Source organism: Streptomyces sp. NPDC037301, assembly GCF_055602785.1.
Genome location: NZ_JBVJWD010000082.1, coordinates 1 through 19,264, shown reverse-complemented (window position 1 = coordinate 19,264; position 19,264 = coordinate 1). Strand labels below are relative to the sequence as shown.

Here is a 19,264-nt window from a genome sequence, read left to right as displayed (position 1 = left end):
TGGCGCGAGTCCCCTACCGCGAAGCCGCCGAGCGGTTTCGTGCCTGGTTGGCCGAGACGGCCCCTGCCGTGGCCGCCGCGGCCGGTCCTGACCGCCTGGACGGCCTCCCTGCCCAGTTCCGGCCAGTCATCGCGGACACCAGCGGCGAGGACCTAGAACTGTTTTGAGCGAGCACCGGGAAACCTGACACCCCACCGCCACCTCGCAGCTGCTGGCTCCCGGCACGGTCATCCCGCACGCCCCAGCGAAATGCGCAGCGGAGTCCCGCGGCGCAGTGTGCGTCACAAGATCGGCGCGCTGCTTGTCACCAAGGGTGCCGGGAACGGGTCACTGCAACGAACCGTCGCTTTCTGTCCGATCAGCCTTCGCTGTCGGTTTGTTGATCGATACGGTGAGAGGTGATTGTCGTCTCGGGGAGGGGAGCTGATGGATCTCGCAGACAGATATCAGGCTTTGGCGCGTGGTGCGCTGTTGGTTGCTGAGTCTGCCGAGGACGCCTACCGGCTGGGTGCCCTTGAACGCTTCCTCAAGCCATGGATCCGGGACCGACTTCACTCGCTGGGTGGCCTGCTCGACAGTTGCGACACCAGACGTCAACTGGCCGAGGACACAAAGGCCTTCGCCCAGACAGCCGCCAAGTACTCGGAACTGCGGGACCAACTCTTTTCCGACGTTCACCACACACGCCCAGAGCCACCCTGGCGGATCGTGGGACAGAAGACGATGGCGATCCGGGCACAAGTGCGGAGTACTGCTGCGACAGCCGACGTTCGTCCTGCGGCGCCTGGATGCCGGCTCGGACGTCCCCGGCGCAGCAACCTGGGACTTCACGGTGATCGCTAATCCGTCTGACCCAGCAGACGAGGGCACGTCGTCGTCGTCATGGTGTCGACCGGCGACCACACCGGCGGAGTACCCGTTCAGGTGTCCAAGGAGCTTGAGAGCGAACAAGCGTGCGAATGTCGTACGAATGCGGGGGGCGATCAGAGCTCGAAACCCGCAGGGAAGGGGTCGTTGGGAGACAGGAAGTACTGTGCGGTGCCGGTGATCCAGGCCCGTCCGGTGACCGTCGGCACGACGGCGCTGCGGCCCGCGACGGTCGTCTCCTCGACGAGGCGGCCGGTGAACTTCGAGCCGATGAAGGACTCGTTGACGAAATCCGCGCCGATTTCCAGCTCGCCGCGGGCGTGCAGCTGCGCCATCCTCGCGCTGGTGCCGGTGCCGCACGGTGAGCGGTCGAACCATCCGGGGTAGATGGACATGGCGTGGCGTGAGTGCGCCGCGTCGGACCCCGGCGCGGCGAAGTACACGTGCCGAACGCCCCGGATCCGGGAATCCTCGGGGTGCACCGGCTCATCGGCGGCGTTGATCGCCTGCATGGTGGCCAGCCCCGCGGCCGTGATCTGTTCCTTGGCCTTCCGGTCGAACGGCAGCCCGTAGTCGTCGAGTTGCACAATCGCGTAGAAGTTGCCGCCGTAGGCCAGGTCGTAGCGGACGGAGCCGAACCCCGGGACCTCGAGCTCGGCGTCCAGCCTCTCGGAGAACGCCGGCACGTTCCGGAAGGTGACGTGCCGTGCGACCCCGTCCGATACCGCCACATCGACGACGACCAGACCGGCCGGGGTCTCCAGGCGCACCGTCGTGACCGGCTCGGTCACGGTGACCATGCCCGTCTCCACCAGAACGGTCGCGACTCCGATCGTGCCGTGCCCGCACATCGGAAGATAGCCGGACACCTCGATGAACAGCACACCCCAGTCCGCGTCGGGCCGGGTCGGCGGCTGGAGGATTGCTCCGCTCATCGACGCGTGGCCCCTGGGCTCGGTCACCAGCAGGGTCCTGATGTGGTCGAGGTTCTCGCGGAAGTGGATCCGGCGTTCCGCCATCGTCGCTCCGGGGATCACCCCGATCCCCCCAGTGATCACACGGGTGGGCATGCCTTCGGTGTGGGAGTCCACCGCATGGAAGATTCGATTGGTGCGCACGTCATCCCTCTCGGCTCTGGTCAAGGTCGTCGTCGGACAGGTGGATCGTCCCGGTCATGTACGGTCTGGCAGCGCCGGACAGGGCGACCCGGTCGCCGTCGAGGCCGCAGTCGAGGCTGATCGTGAGGGTCTGGCCCAGCCGCGGCGAGAACTGGTGGGCGCGCATCCGGGACTTCCCCAGCCGCTGTGCCCAGTACGGGACGAGCGCGCAGTGCGCCGACCCGGTGATCGGGTCTTCCGGGATGGACAGCTTCGGCCCGAAGAACCGCGAGCAGAAGTCCGCTTCGGCACCCGGCGCGGTGATGACCACGCCACGCAGGTCCAGCGCGGCGAGTGCGACGAGGTCCGGCACCACCGAGCGGACCTGCGCCTCACTGTCGTAGACCGCGACATAGTCCATGGACCGGTAGACGGCTGAGGGCGCAACCGCGCCCAGCCCCCGCAGCAGGTCCACCGGCGGTTCCACCGGAGAGAATTCGAGGGCGGGGAACGTCAGGCCGAACATGTCCCCGTGCCGGGCGACCACGAGCGGTCCACTGGCCGAGTGGAAAGTCACCTCGTCCCAGCCCAGCTCCAGATGCGTCAGTACGACGTATGCTGCGCCCAACGTGGCGTGTCCGCACAGGTCCACCTCGGTGGCCGGGGTGAACCAGCGCAGGTCGTAGGCGTCCCCGTTCCTGACGATGAAGGCCGTTTCCGGAAGGTTGTTCTCCAGGGCGATGGCCTGCATGACGGGCTCGGGAAGCCATGCTTCGAGCGGGCAGACGGCCGCCGGGTTCCCCCACAGAACACGGTCGGTGAAGGCGTCGACCTGGAAGATCGGAATACTGATCAGGCTCATACGCCCAACTTCCGCTTGGCCTCGGCGAAGAAGGGGATGTGCTGGTAGTCCTTCGCCTTCTCGTCGTAGTCGGTGTACTGGTTGGTGAATCGCAGCAGCCGCTCCTGGACCTGTTCCACGGGTTCGCTGTGGATGTGCCGTTCGATCGCCTGGATCTCGCCCAGGAATTCGGCGAGCACGGACGGCAGACCGGGGCGGAGGTGGATCAGGCCGTTGTGCAGCCGGATGCCGTCCGCGGCGATCAGGTAGTTGAAAAGCAACTGGGACGCGACCGCGTCGTAGTTGGGCCTGGGTATCCCCTCGACCGCATAGCGGAGCAGCCGTTCGGAGAGGACGTACTCATACGTGAGTCGCGCGCCGCGCTCGGGCAGCGCGGAGTCATGGAGGCAGGCGAGCATCGCGGACACGTCGACCCGCAGTTCCTCCAGTCCGGCCAGTGGCTTCAGCTTCTTCACCGGGAGGAAGTCGGGAATCGGCATGTCGCCCTGCCGGTGGTGGTATTCGTGCAGCCGTACCCACCAGGACGACGCCTGCGCGATGTCTTCCGGCCCTGCGGCTTCGACCAGCGGGAACGATCCCTCCGCCATGACGTTATGCACCAGAAGCCGGGTCAGGCGCAGATGCCGTTCGGCGAACTTGTCGATGAAATAGAAGACCAGGTCCCCGTTCTCCTGGCGGCCGTCGATGTGGTTCTCGGGGAAGAGCGCCACGACGGGCCGGGCCTCGAAGCCTTTCGACATCCGCTCGATCGTCACCGGCATGGTCGGGCTGGGGTATCTGGCGTCCAGATACGTGTCGGTGGGCGACGTCCGGTAGGACAGGAAGTCCAGGGACAGCGTCGGGAAGTAGGACGCGTCGAACAGCGAGAAGATGTGGTTGTCCACCCGAGTGTTGATGTGCTTGGTCCGAAGCAGCCGGGGATCCTCGGCAAACGTCAGGGCGTCCTCGGCGAACACCTGGACGATGGGCACCTTCCGGAGCACGGGCGATGTGAGCAGTCCCTGGGCCAGGCGCTTGAGGGACGCTTCGTCCCGCCGTTCGTCGCGCCGAACCGAGCCGCGCAGTACGTTGACCGCGTCAATGACGTCGTTCACTGGCTCTGTGCGTCCTTCCCCTGGATCAGCCCGCGCATATCTGATCGGCGAAGTCGTCGAGCGCACCGGCCCAGTGGGCCGCGTAATCCGTGGCGAGCAGCATCAACTCTTCGGCGTCCTCTTCGCTCTCGACCAGGGCGGTCATGCCCGTCTCCTCGTCGCTGACCGACTTGGCATGACTCGTCTCGGCCTTGATGTGCGCGTCGATCCACACCAGGGCGTCGGACGCCGCGAAGAGCTTCTGCCCGTCGACCCGCACCTTGCCGTACATGCGCCGGAACGCGACGGCGATGTCCAACGCCGTGGCCTCCACGACCCGTAGCTGTACCGCCGCACCCAATCGGTGATCGGCCAGTGACTCCATCGCCCGCAGCAGCTTGGCGACGCCCGCCGGCAGTTCCCGCGTCACTCCCTCGCCGGCCGCTTCCGCCAGCGGCCCGACGATCGAGTCCGCCCACCACAGGTAGTGGATCCCTGCCGCTCCAAGGGGCGCCACCGCACTGAAGTCGTCGGCCAGGTTGTCCAGGTCGTCGCCGATTACGCGGTAGGCCGTCTGGAAGGCCGCCAGCGCCTCCCGCCCCGGAGCCTCCTGGGACGCGAAGTGCCGCGCCGCCGCGCCCAGCCCCGAGATCGTCGTGAACATGAAGGTCTTGGTCATCACCTCCCACTGCCGTGCCACGGCCAGCGCGTCCGCAACCGCGACCGCGTCAACAGCCCCCGCTGCCGCGAAGAACCGGTTCGCCGGTCTTACCAACCCCGCCGCTTGCACCACCGCGGTCACCCGCTCGTCAAGCTGTTCACCAATAGGCACGACACGCCCCCTAGTAAAATTTCACATGTCACAGGCTATGTACCACTCAGGCGGGCCGTCAACGGCTTTCGGGAAAACTGCGGACAGCCTCAATCCCCTTCGCCACGACCGGACTTCGGCGAAGCGGCCGACGGTCACCCCTTGCTGATCCGCACCGTGTCCCCGCCCCCGCCGCCCGCGAGGACCTCGATGCGGGTGCCCCTATCGGGATCGGTGAAGGTCTGGCCCGGCCTGTACGCGGCCAGTCCAGCTGGGTGCAGCCTTCCGGCGGGGCGGCGGCCGGGTCCGGGTTCACGATCCTCACCGGCCCCTCGCCGGTCCGGGCCGCCGAGTCGACTCGGTAGATCAGGACGCCCATGGAACAGGCGGCCTCGTAGTTGCCCTCGGCGCGGCGTGACTCGGCAACGTACGCGGTCGTCTCACCGGTGCGCAGTACGGCGATCTTGGTGCCGCCCCGTCGTTCCACCGGAGTCAGCCGGACCGTGCGCTGCCCCCGTGCGGGCAGACAGGACTGCTCGCGCAGGTGCTGTGGTTACGGGCCGTAGCGCCCCACCGGCAGAGAAAGCTGAATCAACCCCCAGTCAGCATCGCTGAGTTCACGTCGCGCCAGGCAGACGTTCCACCAGCCCGGAGGCCACGCCGACCGCGAACCGACAGCATTGATCACGCTCCAGACGGGGCCTGGTGGAGTCAAGGCCGTCACCGGGCGGCGAGCGGTCGCCAAGGGCTTCGCGCTGTAACCGCTGACTGAATACCCACGTGTGGAAAGTGTGATCTTGCCCGGATTCACGCGGTCCACGGCTGGCAAGTCCGTGCCATGGCAAGGACTTGCCTTCATCAGGCCTTCACGTCGGCGTTACTGGCCGATAGACCCATGGCATGTTCTCTCCCTCACTGACTTCCGCCTTTCGGCGCAGACGCTGGCAGCTGATCTCCGCCGCCACCGCGGTGCCGCTGCTGGCGTCGGGGCTAGCAGTTCTGCAAGCGCCCGCACAAGCCGCTCCGAGCAAGCCCACTGTTCCCGGCAAGCCCTCGGCGACCCACAAGGTCACCCTGGTCACCGGCGACGTCGTCACGGTCACCACGATGGCCGACGGCAAGCAGACCGCCGACGTCGACCGGCCGGACAGCGCCGTCGGCGGCGTGAAGATCCAGGAGATCAAGGGTGACCTGTTCGTCATCCCGGACGAGGCTGCGCCGCTGCTGGGCACGGACAAGCTGGACCGGCGGCTGTTCAACGTCACCGACCTGATCGAGATGGGCTACGACGACGCGAAGTCGGCCGCGGTGCCGCTGATCGCGGCGTACGCCCAGCCGAAGTCTCGCTTGGCCGTCGAGCCGACGGCCCCCCGCGGCAGCAAGCTGACCCGCAAGCTCAAGGGCATCCACGGTGCCGCACTCAGCACCGAGAAGCGGCAGGCCCGCACCTTCTGGACCACCGTTGCGCCGCAGGGCAGCGCGACGTTGGGCGCGGGTGTGTCGAAGCTGTGGCTCGACGGTCGCGTGAAGGTCAACCTGAAGGAGAGCGTGCCGCTGATCGGCGCGCCCGAGGCCTGGGCGGCCGGGTACACCGGCAAGGGCGTCAAGGTCGCGGTGCTCGACACCGGCATCGACGTCAACCACCCCGACTTCGCCGGTTTGATCGACGGCACAACCAGCTTCGTGCCGGGTGAGGCCATCACCGACGTCAACGGGCACGGCACGCATGTGGCCAGCACGATCGTCGGTTCGGGCGTCGCCTCCGGAGGCGACAACAAGGGCGTCGCCCCTGGCGCCGACCTGTTCGTCGGCAAGGTGCTCGGCGGCGCGGAGGGCTACGGCCAGGACTCCTGGGTCATGGCCGGCATGCAGTGGGCCGCCGAGTCCGGTGCGGACGTCGTCAACATGAGCCTCGGCGACTCCTACCCGACGGACGGCAGCGACCCGATGTCGCAGACGGTCGACGCGCTGTCCAAGCAGTACGGCACTCTGTTCGTCATCGCCGCCGGCAACGCGGGCCCGGAGAGCATCTCCGCCCCGGGCGCGGCCGCCTCGGCGCTGACCGTGGCCGCCACGGACAAGCAGGACCAGCTCGCATCCTTCTCCAGCACCGGCCCGCTGGCCTACTCCGGCGGCATGAAGCCGGACATCGCGGCGCCCGGCGTGGACATCACCGCGGCCCGCTCGCAGGAGATGACCGACGGTGATGAGGGCCTTTACCGCATCCTCAGCGGCACCTCCATGGCCACCCCGCACGTGGTCGGCGCGGCGGCGATCCTGGCCCAGCAGCACCCGGACTGGACCGGCGCGCAGCTCAAGGAACACCTGATGAGCACCGCGAAGGGCCTGGACGACGGGTACTCGCCGTACGAGGTCGGCACCGGCCGTCTCGACGTGGCCGCCGCCGTGCGCACCACGGTCCGCGGCACCGGATCGCTCTTCTTCGGTAACTACACATGGCCGCACGAGCCGAGCGACGTCGCCGTCACGAAGGACCTGACCTTCACCAACACCGGTTCCGCCGACGTCACGCTGAAGCTGGCGCTGACCGACGACGGCGGCCCGTTCGCGCTGGGAGCCACCACGGTGACCGTCCCGGCGGGCGGCACCGCCGCCGTCCCGGTGACCGGTGACCCGCAAACCGCCTCGGCAGGCCGGCACGTCGGCTACGTGATAGCCAACGACACGGCCACCGGAAAGCCGGTGACCCGCACGTCCGTGGCGCTGCTCAAGGAGGAGGAGCGCTACGACCTGAACATCAAGCTGGTCGGCCGGGACGGCAAGCCCGCCGCCGGCTGGGTCGGAATCAACCTGGCCGGCGACGTCTCGCCGTGGTCGGTCTACGTCGACGGCTCGACCACCATGCGCATGGCACCCGGCCTGTACACCGTCGCGGGGTACCTCGACGTGGCCGGCGAGAAGGCGGACCGCTCGGGTCTGGCGGTGCTGGTCGACCCGGAGACCGTGCTCAAGGACGGCTCCGCGAACGTAGTGCTGGACGCGAGCAAGGCACACCTGCTGCAGACCGAGGCGCCGCAGCGCACCGAAGACCGCCAGCGCAAGGTCGACTTCAACGTCCACTACAAGGGCCTCGACCCATTCATGGACTACCGCAGCGCGTACGTGCTGCCGCCGACATACGACGACGTCTACGTCGCGCCGACGAAGCCGATGAAGCAGGGCGAGTTCATACTGACCACCCGCTGGCGTAAGGGCGAACCGACGCTCAGCCTGAGCACGTTGGGCGGTCGGCTCCGCTTCGAGGCACTGGTGCAGGCCGGCAGCGCCCTGGGCACCGCCACGGACAAGCTGGACGCCGTCTACGCGGGCAACGGCGTGGCGGCCGCATACGAGAAGGTCAGGGCCAAGGGCAAGGTCGTCGTCATCGAGCGCAGCGACGAGGTCTCGCCGCAGGAGCGCGCCGAGGCCGCGGTGGCGGCTGGCGCGAAGGCGCTGATCGTGGTCAACGACGGTGTCGGTGCCCTGATGGAGTACGTCGGCGAGTCGGCCATCCCGGTCGCCACCGTGCACCGCGACGCGGGCAAGACCCTTGTCTCGATGGCCAAGGCCGGCATCCTGAAGCTGACCGCACAGCAGACCGAGTACACGCCGTTCGTCTACGACCTGACCCGGGACTACCCCGGCCAGGTGCCGGACCGAGCCCTGGTCTACAAGCCGACCAAGGGTGACCTCGCCCGGATCGATGCCCGCTACTACTCGGCCACGGAGGGCAAGTTGGCGGAAGGTTACCGGTCCGACTTCACCCTCAGCCCGTCGTTCAACCTCCCCGAGGTCGAGTGGCACCCGGGTACCCGCACCGAATGGGTGACCCCGGGCCAGGTCTGGAGGGAGTTCCACACGCAGGGCGTCGACGGAGCCCTGCCGTGGTCGATGGTGTCGGGCGACAACACGTATGCCAAGGGCAGCACCACCCGTCTGGACTGGTTCGCTCCGGCGACCCGGCCCGCCCAGAGCGAGTCCTTCGGTGTGTACAACTCCCGCTGGCAGAACTACATGACCTGGAATGTGCAGGCGTGGGCCTCCGCCAGCGACAACATGCGGCTGGGCGGCTACCTGCCGTGGGGTGAGACGCCGTCCCACCTGCAGATCTTCCAGGGCAACACGCTGGTCCACGACAACCCGGACAGCGGAGACATGCAGTGGCAGGAGGTGCCGGCGGGTAACCTGCCCTACCGCGCCGTCCTCGACGTGGAGCGGCCCAGTGACGTGTTCCGGCTGTCGACGCGCACCCACACAGAGTGGACGTTCATGTCCGACACCGTTGACTCGGACTCCTTCGAGCCGTTCTCGGTGCTGAACCTGGACTACAAACTGGAGTCGGACCTGCACGGCGACGTCAAGTCCCATGCGACCCAGAAGATCGCGCTCAAGCCGGTGTCGATGGACGGCGGCACCGTGCCGGGCAAAGTCACCACGGTGAAGCTGGACGTCTCGTACGACGACGGCGCCACCTGGCAGAAGGCGACCCTGGCCAAGGGCGCCGACGGCTACTGGACGGGTTCGTTCAGGACGGCGAAGAAGCCCGGCGGCTTCGTCTCGGTCCGCGCGAGCGCCGCGACGGACCGCGGCTTCAGCGTCAAGAACGAGATCATCCGGGCGTACGGCCTGCGATGAACCGCACTGTTGGGCCCCGGGGAGGCTACTCCCAGGGGCCCTTCCCGTCACGCCTGTTCCCAGCAGGGACTATTCAGGGTCTGCCGCCATGGCGCATACTCTCCCCGCTGCGGCAAGTGGAAGAGAGTCGGTCGCCGATGCTGGATGTTCTGGGCCTCGAACCCGATGACGAGCGCGTCTACCGGGCGCTCCTCGGACGGCCGAGCTCCACCGCAATGCTGCTGTCGGATCTGCTCGTCGTAACGCAAGCCGACGTGGACGAGGCCTTGTCCCGCCTGGTCGAGTGGGGACTGGTGATCAGGTCGGCGGATGAGCAGTTCACCGCCGCGCCGCCGGCCATGGCGCTCGGCGCTCTCATCAGCCAGCGCCGGGACGGGCTGCGGATGGCTGAGCAGGCACTGGTGACCTTCGCCGAGGAACACCGGGCGGCGATGACCGGGAACAGCATCAGCGATCTGATCGAGGTCGTCACGGGCGTCGACGCCATCCGTCACCGCTTCCTACAGGTGCAGCAGGCAGCCTGCACGCAGGTCCGCTCCTTCATCACCGCGCCGTTCCTCGCCGTGCCGCCCGACGAGAACACGGCCGAACCCGCGGCCATCGGCCGCGGCGTGCACTTCAGGGCGGTACTGGACCGGGCGGTGCTGGCAGAGCCGGGCATCATCACCGATGCGATCGATTCACTGCGCAACGGCGTGCAACTGCGTGTCGCCGACCAACTGCCGATGAAACTCGTGCTGGCCGACGCCGACCTCGGCCTTGTCCCGCTCGCGGTCACCCCAGCCGGAGAGCCCGGCGCCGTGCTGCTGCACCGCAGCGGCCTGTTGGATGCGTTGGACGCGCTGTTCGAGACGGTATGGCGCACCGCCCACCCGCTCGAGCTGTCGGGCACCGGCGGAGAAGCCGAAACCACCGTCGAACTCGGTGCGGAAGGTCCGACCGACCTCGACCGAAGGATCCTCGCGCTACTACTGGCCGGTATGACCGACCCGACGGCCGCGAAACAGCTTGGTCTGTCACCGCGCACGCTGCACCGACGCCTGCGCCACCTCATGGACATGGCCGGAGTTCGGACCCGGATGCAGCTTGGCGGTTACGCCGTCCGACACGGCTGGGTAGAGCCACAGTAACGTTCCTAGCCGTTCAGAAATGCGACTGCTTCAGACTCGGCACGGACGCTGACGGCAACAGCTTCATCGCCGTCCTCGGTAACGAGAACCACGAGTGCCGCCCAGTGCCTGCAGTTCTGGGCAGGTCGCGGTGACGTCGTTGCCCGCCCGCGGGCCCGCCGGGAGGGTGACAACCAGTACCTGGTGATGGACCTCGGTACGGAACCGGGCGCCGACCTGGGCGTGCCGCGCGACCGGGACGAACTGAGCGCGTTCGGGCCGCTGTTGTCCGACGACGGCGGCGCCTGGCTCGGGACGGCGGCCCTGCTCCGGGCGCCGGACCCGGAGACGGCTCGCGGCGTCCTCATCTCGGACGCGTATGCCCATATCGAGGTCCACAACTGGCAGTTAGGCGGGAGGCCGTCGTGAATGACTAGCGGCGGCTCTCCGCCTCCGCGTCCAGGGCCCGCTCCGGCACCGTGACGCCCGCCCCCGTGGGTGCCCAAAGGGTCGCCGCGGAGAGCAGGGTCACGGCCGCCGCGCCCATGAGCATGGGTACGATGCCGAGCCAGGCGGCCAGCGCGCCCCCCGCAAGGGCTCCGACCGGCACCGTCGTGAGCAGCACCGCCTGCACGAGTCCCGCGACGCGGCCCTGCATGCCGTCAGGGGTGACCAGTTGCTGCGTGGTCGTCATGGAGATCATCCATACGGTGCCGGAGAGGCCGTAGCAGACCTGGTACGCGAACAGCACGGGGAAGGCGAGGCCCAGCGACGCGGCCGGGATCAGGAACACGGCAGCGCCTGCCGCGAGTCCGAAGATCTGCGTGGCCCGCCACAGCCCCGAGGCCCTGGAGAAGCGTCCGGCGAGCAGGGCGCCCGCCAGGGTGGCCGCGCTGTAGGCGGCGTACGTCGTGCCCAACTGCCAGGCGGGCAGGGCAAGATAGCGGGTTGCGTAGAAGACGTAGAGGGCGGCCGCCGCACCGCTGCCGAGGTTGAGTCCAGCGCCCGCCAGGACCATGCGGCGCAGCCGGCGCTCGGCGCGCACCACCGCGAGTCCCGTACGCAGCGAGCCGGCCAGGGACTTCGCGCGGGCGGGCTCCCGCGAGCCTGTCAGCGCGTTCAGCGCGGCGGGCAGCGCGAACAGAAAGAGCGCCTCGATCGCGTAGGCCGCACTGCCCGCGAGGAGCGCCGCGTCGGCGCCGAGGAGCCCGACCATGACACCGCCGAGCGCGGGCCCGCCGACCTGTCCGCTCGTACGGGCCGCGGTCAGGGCCGAGTTGGCGGCGAGGAGCCGCTCCGGTCCGACGACGCGCGGCAGCGCTGCCTGGAGCGCGACGGAGAGTGTGAAGGTCAGGGTGCCCGAGACGCCTGCGACCACGTACAGGTGCGCCAGGGTGACATGCCCCACCGCGCCGGCCAACGGGATCGAGCCGACGACCAGGGTCTGCAGGGTGGTCACCCACACGAGGAGGCGGCGCAGCCTGATCCGGTCGACGATCGCTCCGGCCAGCGGGCTCAGCACGGCGCCGGGCAGATAGGTCAGCGCCAGCAGCGCGGCCGCCCCGAACGGCCCCGCGCCGAGGTCGGTCACGGCCAGCAGGGTCAGTGCGAGAGCGGTGATCTGCCGCCCGACGGAGCTGGCGACCTGCTCGCCGCACAGCAGCACGAAGGGACGGTGGCGACGCAGGGGGACCGTCCCGTCGGCCCGTGACGCGCCCAACCCTCAGATCCCCGTGCAGGGAACGGGCCAGCGGTGCAGCCGCGGCGGCAGGGCCACCGCCCAACCGTCGGCGACGAGAGCGAGCCGCTCGGCCGCGAGCAGGTCGACGGCCTCCCGCTGCACGGCGTCGAGTTCACCGAGCGCCGTGGGCTCCTGGACCGTGGCGAAGGTGGCGAGCAGATCCGGGTGGTCGAGGGTGAACCTCGCCGAGGCGGGCCGCTCTCTGCGGTCCATGACGGTGATGAAGTCCGGGCCGCGGCGGTGGTAGAGCATGCCGACGGGGAAGGCGGCGTACGAGGTGCGCCAGGCCCCCAACTCACCTGGTTCGTAGACCCGTTCGACGGGTGGTGGGAGGTGGTGCAGCATCCGTACGTACGGGGCGTCATGCGTGTCAAGCGGGTCGTCGCCTCGCGCCCGGTCTTCGTAGGCGATCTCCCAGTGCGTACGGAACCGTTGGCTCTGGCACTCGCGCAGGAACTGGACCGCCACCGCCGTCTCGCGCCCCGCCCCGCCCAGGCACAGCGGCACGTCCACGTGGACCTGTCGGCCGATCACGCGGTGAGGGACGGTCGCGGGAAGCCCGGTCATCCGGCCACCTCCTGACGGTCCGTGGATTGCGGAGCCGGGTCGGGGTCGATGCGGTCCGGTACGTCCCACGTGGGCAGGGACACGTACGTCCGCCCGTCGCGGAACACCAGCCCCGTCGCCTGAGCCTGCTGGATCCACCCGCACAGCTCCTCGGCCGGGATGTCGTGTCCGTCGCCGGTCAGCAGCCGGTGCAGCGCGGGCTCCGTCCGCCCGTCCTCGAGGCGGCGCAGCGCTTGCGCCTGCCAGCCGGTCAGCCGGTGGGTGCGGCGGGGCCAGCCGTGGCGCCGGTCGTGTACGAGCAGTACGTCCACGCCGTCCTCCGGCTCCGCTTCCTCCATCACCAGACTCGATCCGTGATGTCCGTCGCGCCATGCCGCGACGGCCCGCTTGAGCCGGCTCTCGGTCTCTCCACCGATGCCCGCGTCGTCCGTCGCGAACAGGTAGACGAGGTCGGTGAGTTCGGACTCGGGCAGCTCGTAGACATGGTGGTACATCTCGGCTGGGCGCCGCTTGCCGAAGCCGAACCCCGGGTCCGTGAAGTTCGGGCTGAACCGCTCCAGTTGGATGCGGTGGGCGCCGCCCGGGGGCTGCAGGTGGACGAGCGCGGGCAGCTGGTCGACGACCGGGGCGTAGTCCTCGACGGTCTCGCCCGGGAAGCCGTACAGGTAGTTCCAGGTGACGGTCAGCGCGTGGTTCTCGCACTCACGGAGTGTGCGGACGTTGCGGGCGCCGCTGACGCCCTTGTCCATGAGGTCGAGGACCCGGTTGCTCAGGCTTTCGATACCGGGCTGGATGAGCACGGCTCCGGCCCGCCCGAGGAGGGCGATCTGTTCACGGTTGAGGTTGGACTTGACCTCGTAGTGCATCCGCAGGTCCCAGCCGCTCTCGGCGGCGAGGGGCAGGAAGTCCTTGAAGTACGCCATGTCGATGATGTTGTCGACGGTGACGACGTCGAGGATGCGGTGCCGTCGTACGAGGTGGTCGATCTCGCTCCACAGCTGCTCGCCCGACTTGGCGCGGAACGCCATGGAGGAGCCGTTGAGCCCGCAGAAGGTGCAGTGGTGCTTCTCGCCCCACCAGCAGCCGCGTGCCCCCTCGACCACCAGCTTCGGGTAGACGTATTCGAGGACGGGGGATGCGTCGAGGGCTGCCTGCCACTGGTCGTAGTCGGGCGCGGGGATGTCGGAGGGCGCCACGGTGCGCCGGGACTCGGTGTTCGCCCGCGAGACCCGGCCGTCCGTCTGCCCTTCCCACCAGCACAGGCCCGGTACGTCGGCGGGTGGCGTGTCGGCGTCCAGGTGGCGCAGGAGCGCCGGGAAGCCGTACTCGCCCTCGCCGCGCACCACGTGGTCGACGAAGGGATGGTTGCGGTGCAGGGCGTGCCCCATCGGGCCGTCGCAGTTGCTGCCGCCGAAGACGACGGTGAGCCCTGGACGGCGGCGCTTGAGCTCCCTGGCCAGCGCGAGCGAGGGCACGTTCTGCATGAACGTGCTGGTGAACCCGACGACGTCCGGTTCCTGGGCGAGCACTTCCGTCGCGCACTCGGCGATGAACTCGGCCGCGTGGACCCGCATGTCGGAGGCGGTGTCGATGCAGAGGCCGCGACGTGCGGCGTACTCCTTCAGCCGGGCGACGCCCCAGCTCTCGTCCTCGTACAGCACACCCGAGAAGACCCAGTCACCGAGGCCGTCGAAGATCGAATCGCTGCCGATCGCCTCGTAGTCACCGGGGCGCAGCCGCCCGCCAGACCGCTCGAGGAGGAACTCCGCCCAGCGCAGCGAGCCGTGGAACTCACGCACATCGTCGTCCGGGCGGACCTGCCGCAACAGCTGGTGCAGCAAGCCCACTTGGAGAGAGGGCAGATCGATCGGGTGCCACGGCATGGTCACCAGCTGTACGCGCACACCACTCTCCCCCGTCACCGTCCCCTCGACATCCCGCTCGCGCTCACGGTCCCGCCCGGTCAGCGGGTCGGCGGGCGCTTCTCCATGACGGCAGGCTTGCGGTTCGTGCGCTCCTCTTCGCGGATCACTACCTTTTTGATCTCCACGACTCTCCCCTGGTCGACGACCTCGAACTCACGTGCCACACAAAGCAGTTCACCTTATAAGGCATCACATGCGCCCCACAAGGACCCCGACGGCGGAGCGGCCCGCCCGTCAGAGGCCGTGCAGCACGGGATCACCGAGAGCGACTTTGGGGTATTCGGCGTCGCCCTGCTCATGCCCCTCGGTCGTGAGGGTGGCAACGCCGGTCAGGCCCACGGTCACCTTCACCGACCGGTTGATCTGCGCGGTCACGCCAGGACCCCGCTCATAGGGGCTGTGTGACAGCCATGACGGCGTAGATGCAAAGAGGGCCTCGCGAATGAACAGGCAGTTAGATCAACGGACCGTACTGCTCATGCTCGTTGGTTGCGGCACCGTGTACGTCGCCTTCGAGCACCCGTCGTTTGGCACCGCCCTCGTCGTCGGTGATGCCGTGGTGACACTCCTTCACCTCCTGATGCGGGGGCGCTAACCCGCATGGCACGCGTTCAGGGTCCGCGCCCTGCTTACCAGGCTCTTGCGTCACCGCTGAACGTTGGCCCTGTGCCCCGCTCCGTGCTGCGTCGCTACAGCCACGCGCGCCTCGCAGTCCGGAACAGCGAACCGGAGCAGAGCAAACCTCATCGACCATCGCTTAACAGGGCCCATCCCCGAACGCAGAGACCCCCGCCGGAACAAGCCGGCAGGGGTCCACATCAGTCACAGCGGTCACATACGTGTCACCGGCAGGGGCGACGCAGCCGCACCACAAGGACCTGACCAGGCCAAACGCTACCGACCTGGACCACGCGGACGCCGGAAGACGGTTCTGACTACCTGTGCCAGGTGAGACCGTCAGCTCGGAGCGGGCGGCTACGGCCAATCCAACAGAGCCGCAGCCCCAAGGTCTGCATCAGTCAAGATCCGGACCATTCCCGGGCCAGCGGTCCCGGCAAGGTCCCCACGGCTGCCATATTCGCGGCTCAGCGAGCTGCTTGCGCTGTACCACCAGCAGACGAAGAACCTCCTGGTGTCGTACTCGCCGAAGAAGCTCGGCTTCTTCTAGAGGCATGAGAAAAGGTGCCTGACCTGGGCTTTCATCGGTCAGGCACCTGTCGCTCGATTCGGAAACAACCAAGAGTGATTCACGTGGAAACTCCCAGTACCTCCCACAGCTATCCCGCTGCCGACCAGGTGTTCCGGTCTATTCCCGGTCCAAGATGGCTCACTTGAGCGGAGCTTCGCCTCGACTGACGCGGTCCCACTCCTTCATCGACTGTTCGATGAGGCGGGTTGGCGTGCTCCTGGAGGCCGTCGAGGAACTTGGCGTAGAAGCGGAACAGCACCTCGATGCTCTGGCCCGCTCGACGAGCACACTCCGCGGGATCCACACCCGAGTAAAGCCAGAAGGAGATTCCAGCGTGTCGCAGGTCATAGGGCCGCTTGGCCAGGCCGGAGGCCAGTTCGACCCGGGTGAAGACGTGCTTCCGGGCTCGCGACCACGTCACGCCGTACGCAGCAGCGTCCACGTAGTTCCCTGCCTCATTCCGGAACAACCGCCCGTCCGTTGCCACGCCGAAGCGCTCGATGTGCGCGCGTAGCGTGCGGACGAACTGCGGAGGGATAGGTACTGCTCGCGTGGCAGTAGCCGCTCGTCGCTTGAGGGCGTGCACCTCGTAGACCGCACCGTCGTCGCTCCATTCCTTGCCCGCAGTGACAACGCCACCGGACAGATTGAGCATCCCCCATCCCTCATCGGGCAAGTGGCACTGCGACCTGCCAAGATGGATAACTTCTGCCGGTCGCATGGCTGCGTAGTACATGCAGCCGAAAAACGCCTCCAGGTGAGGACCACGACCTGGTTGTGCAGCCACCGAGGCAAGAAGCCGGGCAAGCTGCGCTGGGTTGGGAACCGCTGCAGGGTCTACCACCTCGTTGACAGCGGCGTTCCATCTGATCCCGTTGAGAGGGCTCTCCGCAAAGTATCCGGGCGGCGGCCTTCTGCCCGCGGTGGGACGAGCCGTTGTCCACGATCCAGAACACGCGCTTCGCGCTGGCGTACGGCTCCTGAGTCATGACCTGGGCGACCAGGTTCATGAACGGGTCGATGCCGGTCCTGGGTTCGGTGCGGCCGGACACCTTCGCGCGGTGGACGTCGTAGGCGGCCAGGTAGGCCAGTGCCCCGCCGCGGCCGTAGGTGTGGTTCACCCGCATCGCTCTTGCCTGGCCCGGGGCGAGCGTGGGGTGGCAACGGCAGCGGGCCTGAATGGAGGTCTTCTCGTCCGCGCTGATGACGTATTCGTCCGCGTCGAGCGGCTCGCCGTCCCAGCTGTGGGCGTGGAGGTCCAGGACGCGGGCCGCTTTGGGTCGGAAGTCTGGGTCGGTGATGAAGATCCAGGAACGGTGCTGCCAGGGTTTGATCGCGTCCTGGTCGAGCCAGCGGCGCACGGTGGAGGCGGACACCGACGCGGCGATGCCCCGCGACATGGCCTCGCGGGCCAGTTCCGGGCACGACCAGCGCGACAGCGGCGCGCCGGTCTCAGCGGGAAGCTGGCAGGCCAACGCTTTGACCTGCGCGGCCTGCAGGGGTGTGAAGACGGGGGGCCGGCCAGTGCGCTGACGGTCGAGCAGGCCGCGCAGACCCAGGTCGGCGAACCGACCTCGCCATGTGCGCACGGTGTCGACGTGCACTCCCGCCTCGACGGCAATACGCGCGTTGGACCTGCTCCGAGCCGCCAGGAGCACGATCCGCGCCCGCACCCGGTCCCGGTACTCGGTCCTGTGACCGTATGCGGCCTTCTTCAGTCGGTGCCGCTCGGCGGCGGTCAGGACTATTGGGCGCGCGGTGGCAACAGGCAAGGCAGGCAGGCCGATCGGCAGAAGTAGATCAGGGCGGCCATAGCCTGCCGCATCCGGTCCGACGCTGACGTCTGATGGCCGCCCAGGTCCGTCAGACGATGGACGAGCTGCCCAACCCGCCGATCCGGCCGATCTCCTCCATCGGATACGGGGTCTGCCTGCTCTCCAGTTGGAACTTGCCGTAGAAGTCCGTCATCACCGCGGCGAGCGGCGCGTGGTGAGTGAGGATCGCCGCGACCTGCGGCGGAATTCCCTTCGGGTGCTCCGCTTGGGCGCATGCGCGTATGAACGCATTGCGCTCTTCCCCCTTGTACCCGTACAGGGCGGTGATGAGCCAGATCACCAGATGTGTGACGGAGTAGCATCGGTCATAGGTCTGGTGCTCGGCGAAAAAGTCAGCTTCTTCCTTGGACAGGTCGAACCGGGAGGAGATCGCGAGGCCGTAGTCCGCAAAGAACAGACGCTCACCGTCGGTCAGGATGTTCTGGAAGTGGGCATCGAAGTGCAGGAGACCGCGGGCGTTCATGAACGAGGTCCCAGCCTGCAGTTGCCGCACGACCATGGCGCAGGCCCTCTCGGCCGCCTCGTCACCGGCTTTGACCTGAGCGCCCAGCCAGTCGTGCAGGTTCTGCGGGATGTACTCCAGGAACAGTGCGATGCTCGCCGAGGAATCTCGCACAGCCTCGATCCGGCGGCGCACCTCCGATCCGCCTCCCCAGTAGGTGACAGCCTTCTCCACGTCGGCCAGTTCCTCGGGAAGCGACTGCCCAGGGTGCGGCAGGACCCGCCAGTGGTACATCAATGGGAAGCCCTCATAGTCCTGTGCGAGCACCCAGTTCGTCGTCATGGTGTGCACGGCCAGCTCCCTCCAGGCCCCAAAGCCCGGCCCCCCGATGACCCCGACACCGAAATGGGAGAAGGCAGGTAGCTCGAAGAGGTTCGCCGTGGACCGGACGTTCTCCGGCTGCCTTTCCAGATCGCTCAGCGGCACCCGCTTGACGAAGACCGGGGTCCCGCCGATGTCCAGCAGCGCCGATGTCCCGCCGATACCGGATCCCATTGGCTCAGCCGCATCCACGAGGTCGCGCAGTTCAAGATCACTGCACAGGGCCAGTGCTGTGGAGACGGCACTGTGAGCCGCCAGACGCGCATCGCGCGACATGTCAACGCTCTCGACGACTGCCTCCACGTGGGCATCAACCTCTCTGAGGGCGTCTCCGACGAGCACGAGCGCGCGACGCACAGCCCTGCGGTTCGACTCTTGGCACCTGCAGCGGGCATCCAGGATCCGTTTTGCGAACACAGATCCGAACCCCCCTTTCGGCTGCACTGTACGTGAAGATGACAACGAGATCGGGCGAACGCGATGCCTCGGCAAACCACCACTGCTCAGCGGCTCGGAACTGGGCTGTCTCGCAGTGGTCGAGCTTCATCGCACTGTCCTTCGCCGCTGACCGGTGAACACACCCGTCAGGCCCGGGGCCAACCCCCGAAGAACTTCCGGAGCCGACCACTTAGTGGCAATACCGGTGACTTTGAGGGTGTCGGCTCGTTGTGTTGGGTGTGCCAAGGCCGGGACAGGTGAAGTCGGTGGGGGGCGAGCGGTTTTCGGATCG

14 protein-coding genes and 1 pseudogene are annotated in these 19,264 nt (G+C 68.0%); 3 read left to right on the top strand and 12 right to left on the bottom strand.

Features of this window, described 5'->3' with window-relative positions:
- Window positions 1–983: 983 nt before the first annotated feature.
- From ACZ7IB_RS46020 to ACZ7IB_RS46005, 4 genes are read right to left on the bottom strand one after another with little or no spacing between them, the layout of a single operon-like run.
- Window positions 984–1,985 carry a proline racemase family protein gene (locus ACZ7IB_RS46020; protein WP_470921119.1) on the bottom strand — a complete coding sequence of 334 codons (1,002 nt, stop codon included), beginning with the start codon at window positions 1,983–1,985 and terminating at the stop codon, window positions 984–986.
- Between the two features lies 1 nt (window position 1,986).
- Window positions 1,987–2,826: a PhzF family phenazine biosynthesis protein gene (locus ACZ7IB_RS46015; protein ID WP_470921118.1), complete on the bottom strand. Its 840-nt coding sequence runs from the start codon at window positions 2,824–2,826 to the stop codon at window positions 1,987–1,989.
- Window positions 2,823–3,920, bottom strand: a complete 1,098-nt coding sequence (locus ACZ7IB_RS46010) for a DUF6421 family protein (RefSeq protein ID WP_470921117.1) — start codon at window positions 3,918–3,920, stop codon at window positions 2,823–2,825. The genes ACZ7IB_RS46015 and ACZ7IB_RS46010 overlap by 4 nt, the downstream gene beginning before the upstream one ends.
- A 25-nt stretch (window positions 3,921–3,945) precedes the next feature.
- Window positions 3,946–4,731, bottom strand: coding sequence for a DUF6202 family protein (locus ACZ7IB_RS46005; protein ID WP_470921115.1), 786 nt, complete (start codon window positions 4,729–4,731; stop codon window positions 3,946–3,948).
- Between the two features lie 879 nt (window positions 4,732–5,610).
- Here ACZ7IB_RS46005 and ACZ7IB_RS46000 point away from each other — a divergent pair.
- The 3 genes and pseudogenes from ACZ7IB_RS46000 to ACZ7IB_RS45990 form a co-directional block, all read left to right on the top strand.
- A complete protein-coding gene (locus ACZ7IB_RS46000) occupies window positions 5,611–9,345 on the top strand; it encodes a S8 family peptidase (RefSeq protein ID WP_470921114.1) in 3,735 nt (1,244 codons plus the stop codon).
- Window positions 9,346–9,482: 137 nt separating this feature from the next.
- Window positions 9,483–10,475 (top strand): helix-turn-helix transcriptional regulator, encoded by a 993-nt coding sequence (locus tag ACZ7IB_RS45995; protein WP_470921113.1) that lies wholly within the window; start codon window positions 9,483–9,485, stop codon window positions 10,473–10,475.
- A gap of 159 nt (window positions 10,476–10,634) precedes the next feature.
- Window positions 10,635–10,883 (top strand): annotated as a pseudogene (locus ACZ7IB_RS45990) (YciI family protein); the annotation flags it as partial.
- A 4-nt stretch (window positions 10,884–10,887) separates the two neighbouring features.
- Here ACZ7IB_RS45990 and ACZ7IB_RS45985 read toward each other — a convergent pair.
- The 8 genes from ACZ7IB_RS45985 to ACZ7IB_RS45950 all read right to left on the bottom strand — a co-directional run bounded on the left by ACZ7IB_RS45985 (window position 10,888) and on the right by ACZ7IB_RS45950 (window position 18,810).
- Window positions 10,888–12,174, bottom strand: a complete 1,287-nt coding sequence (locus tag ACZ7IB_RS45985; protein WP_470921111.1) for an MFS transporter — start codon at window positions 12,172–12,174, stop codon at window positions 10,888–10,890.
- A gap of 3 nt (window positions 12,175–12,177) precedes the next feature.
- Window positions 12,178–12,762, bottom strand: a complete 585-nt coding sequence (locus ACZ7IB_RS45980; protein WP_470921110.1) for a DUF5825 family protein — start codon at window positions 12,760–12,762, stop codon at window positions 12,178–12,180.
- Window positions 12,759–14,666 (bottom strand): RiPP maturation radical SAM C-methyltransferase, encoded by a 1,908-nt coding sequence (locus tag ACZ7IB_RS45975; RefSeq protein WP_470921108.1) that lies wholly within the window; start codon window positions 14,664–14,666, stop codon window positions 12,759–12,761. Before ACZ7IB_RS45975 ends, ACZ7IB_RS45980 begins: the two co-directional genes overlap by 4 nt.
- A 59-nt stretch (window positions 14,667–14,725) precedes the next feature.
- The gene (locus ACZ7IB_RS45970; RefSeq protein WP_256223277.1) at window positions 14,726–14,851 is read right to left on the bottom strand and encodes a hypothetical protein; all 126 of its coding nucleotides are present in this window, start codon (window positions 14,849–14,851) and stop codon (window positions 14,726–14,728) included.
- Between the two features lie 70 nt (window positions 14,852–14,921).
- Window positions 14,922–15,062 carry a hypothetical protein gene (locus ACZ7IB_RS45965; protein WP_470921107.1) on the bottom strand — a complete coding sequence of 47 codons (141 nt, stop codon included), beginning with the start codon at window positions 15,060–15,062 and terminating at the stop codon, window positions 14,922–14,924.
- A gap of 902 nt (window positions 15,063–15,964) precedes the next feature.
- Window positions 15,965–16,531: a hypothetical protein gene (locus ACZ7IB_RS45960; protein WP_470921105.1), complete on the bottom strand. Its 567-nt coding sequence runs from the start codon at window positions 16,529–16,531 to the stop codon at window positions 15,965–15,967.
- 10 nt (window positions 16,532–16,541) lie between these two features.
- Window positions 16,542–17,648: an IS630 family transposase gene (locus ACZ7IB_RS45955; RefSeq protein WP_470921104.1), complete on the bottom strand. Its 1,107-nt coding sequence runs from the start codon at window positions 17,646–17,648 to the stop codon at window positions 16,542–16,544.
- Window positions 17,649–17,739: 91 nt separating this feature from the next.
- Window positions 17,740–18,810 (bottom strand): protein kinase family protein, encoded by a 1,071-nt coding sequence (locus ACZ7IB_RS45950; RefSeq protein WP_470921120.1) that lies wholly within the window; start codon window positions 18,808–18,810, stop codon window positions 17,740–17,742.
- Window positions 18,811–19,264 lie beyond the last annotated feature (454 nt).

Coding starts and splice junctions, on each gene's coding strand:
- ACZ7IB_RS45950 (WP_470921120.1), bottom strand. CDS start 18,810: ATGTCGCGCGATGCGCGTCTGGCGGCTCACAGTGCCGTCTCCACAGCA.
- ACZ7IB_RS45980 (WP_470921110.1), bottom strand. CDS start 12,762: ATGACCGGGCTTCCCGCGACCGTCCCTCACCGCGTGATCGGCCGACAG.
- ACZ7IB_RS46015 (WP_470921118.1), bottom strand. CDS start 2,826: ATGAGCCTGATCAGTATTCCGATCTTCCAGGTCGACGCCTTCACCGAC.
- ACZ7IB_RS45960 (WP_470921105.1), bottom strand. CDS start 16,531: ATGCTCAATCTGTCCGGTGGCGTTGTCACTGCGGGCAAGGAATGGAGC.
- ACZ7IB_RS46000 (WP_470921114.1), top strand. CDS start 5,611: ATGTTCTCTCCCTCACTGACTTCCGCCTTTCGGCGCAGACGCTGGCAG.
- ACZ7IB_RS45995 (WP_470921113.1), top strand. CDS start 9,483: ATGCTGGATGTTCTGGGCCTCGAACCCGATGACGAGCGCGTCTACCGG.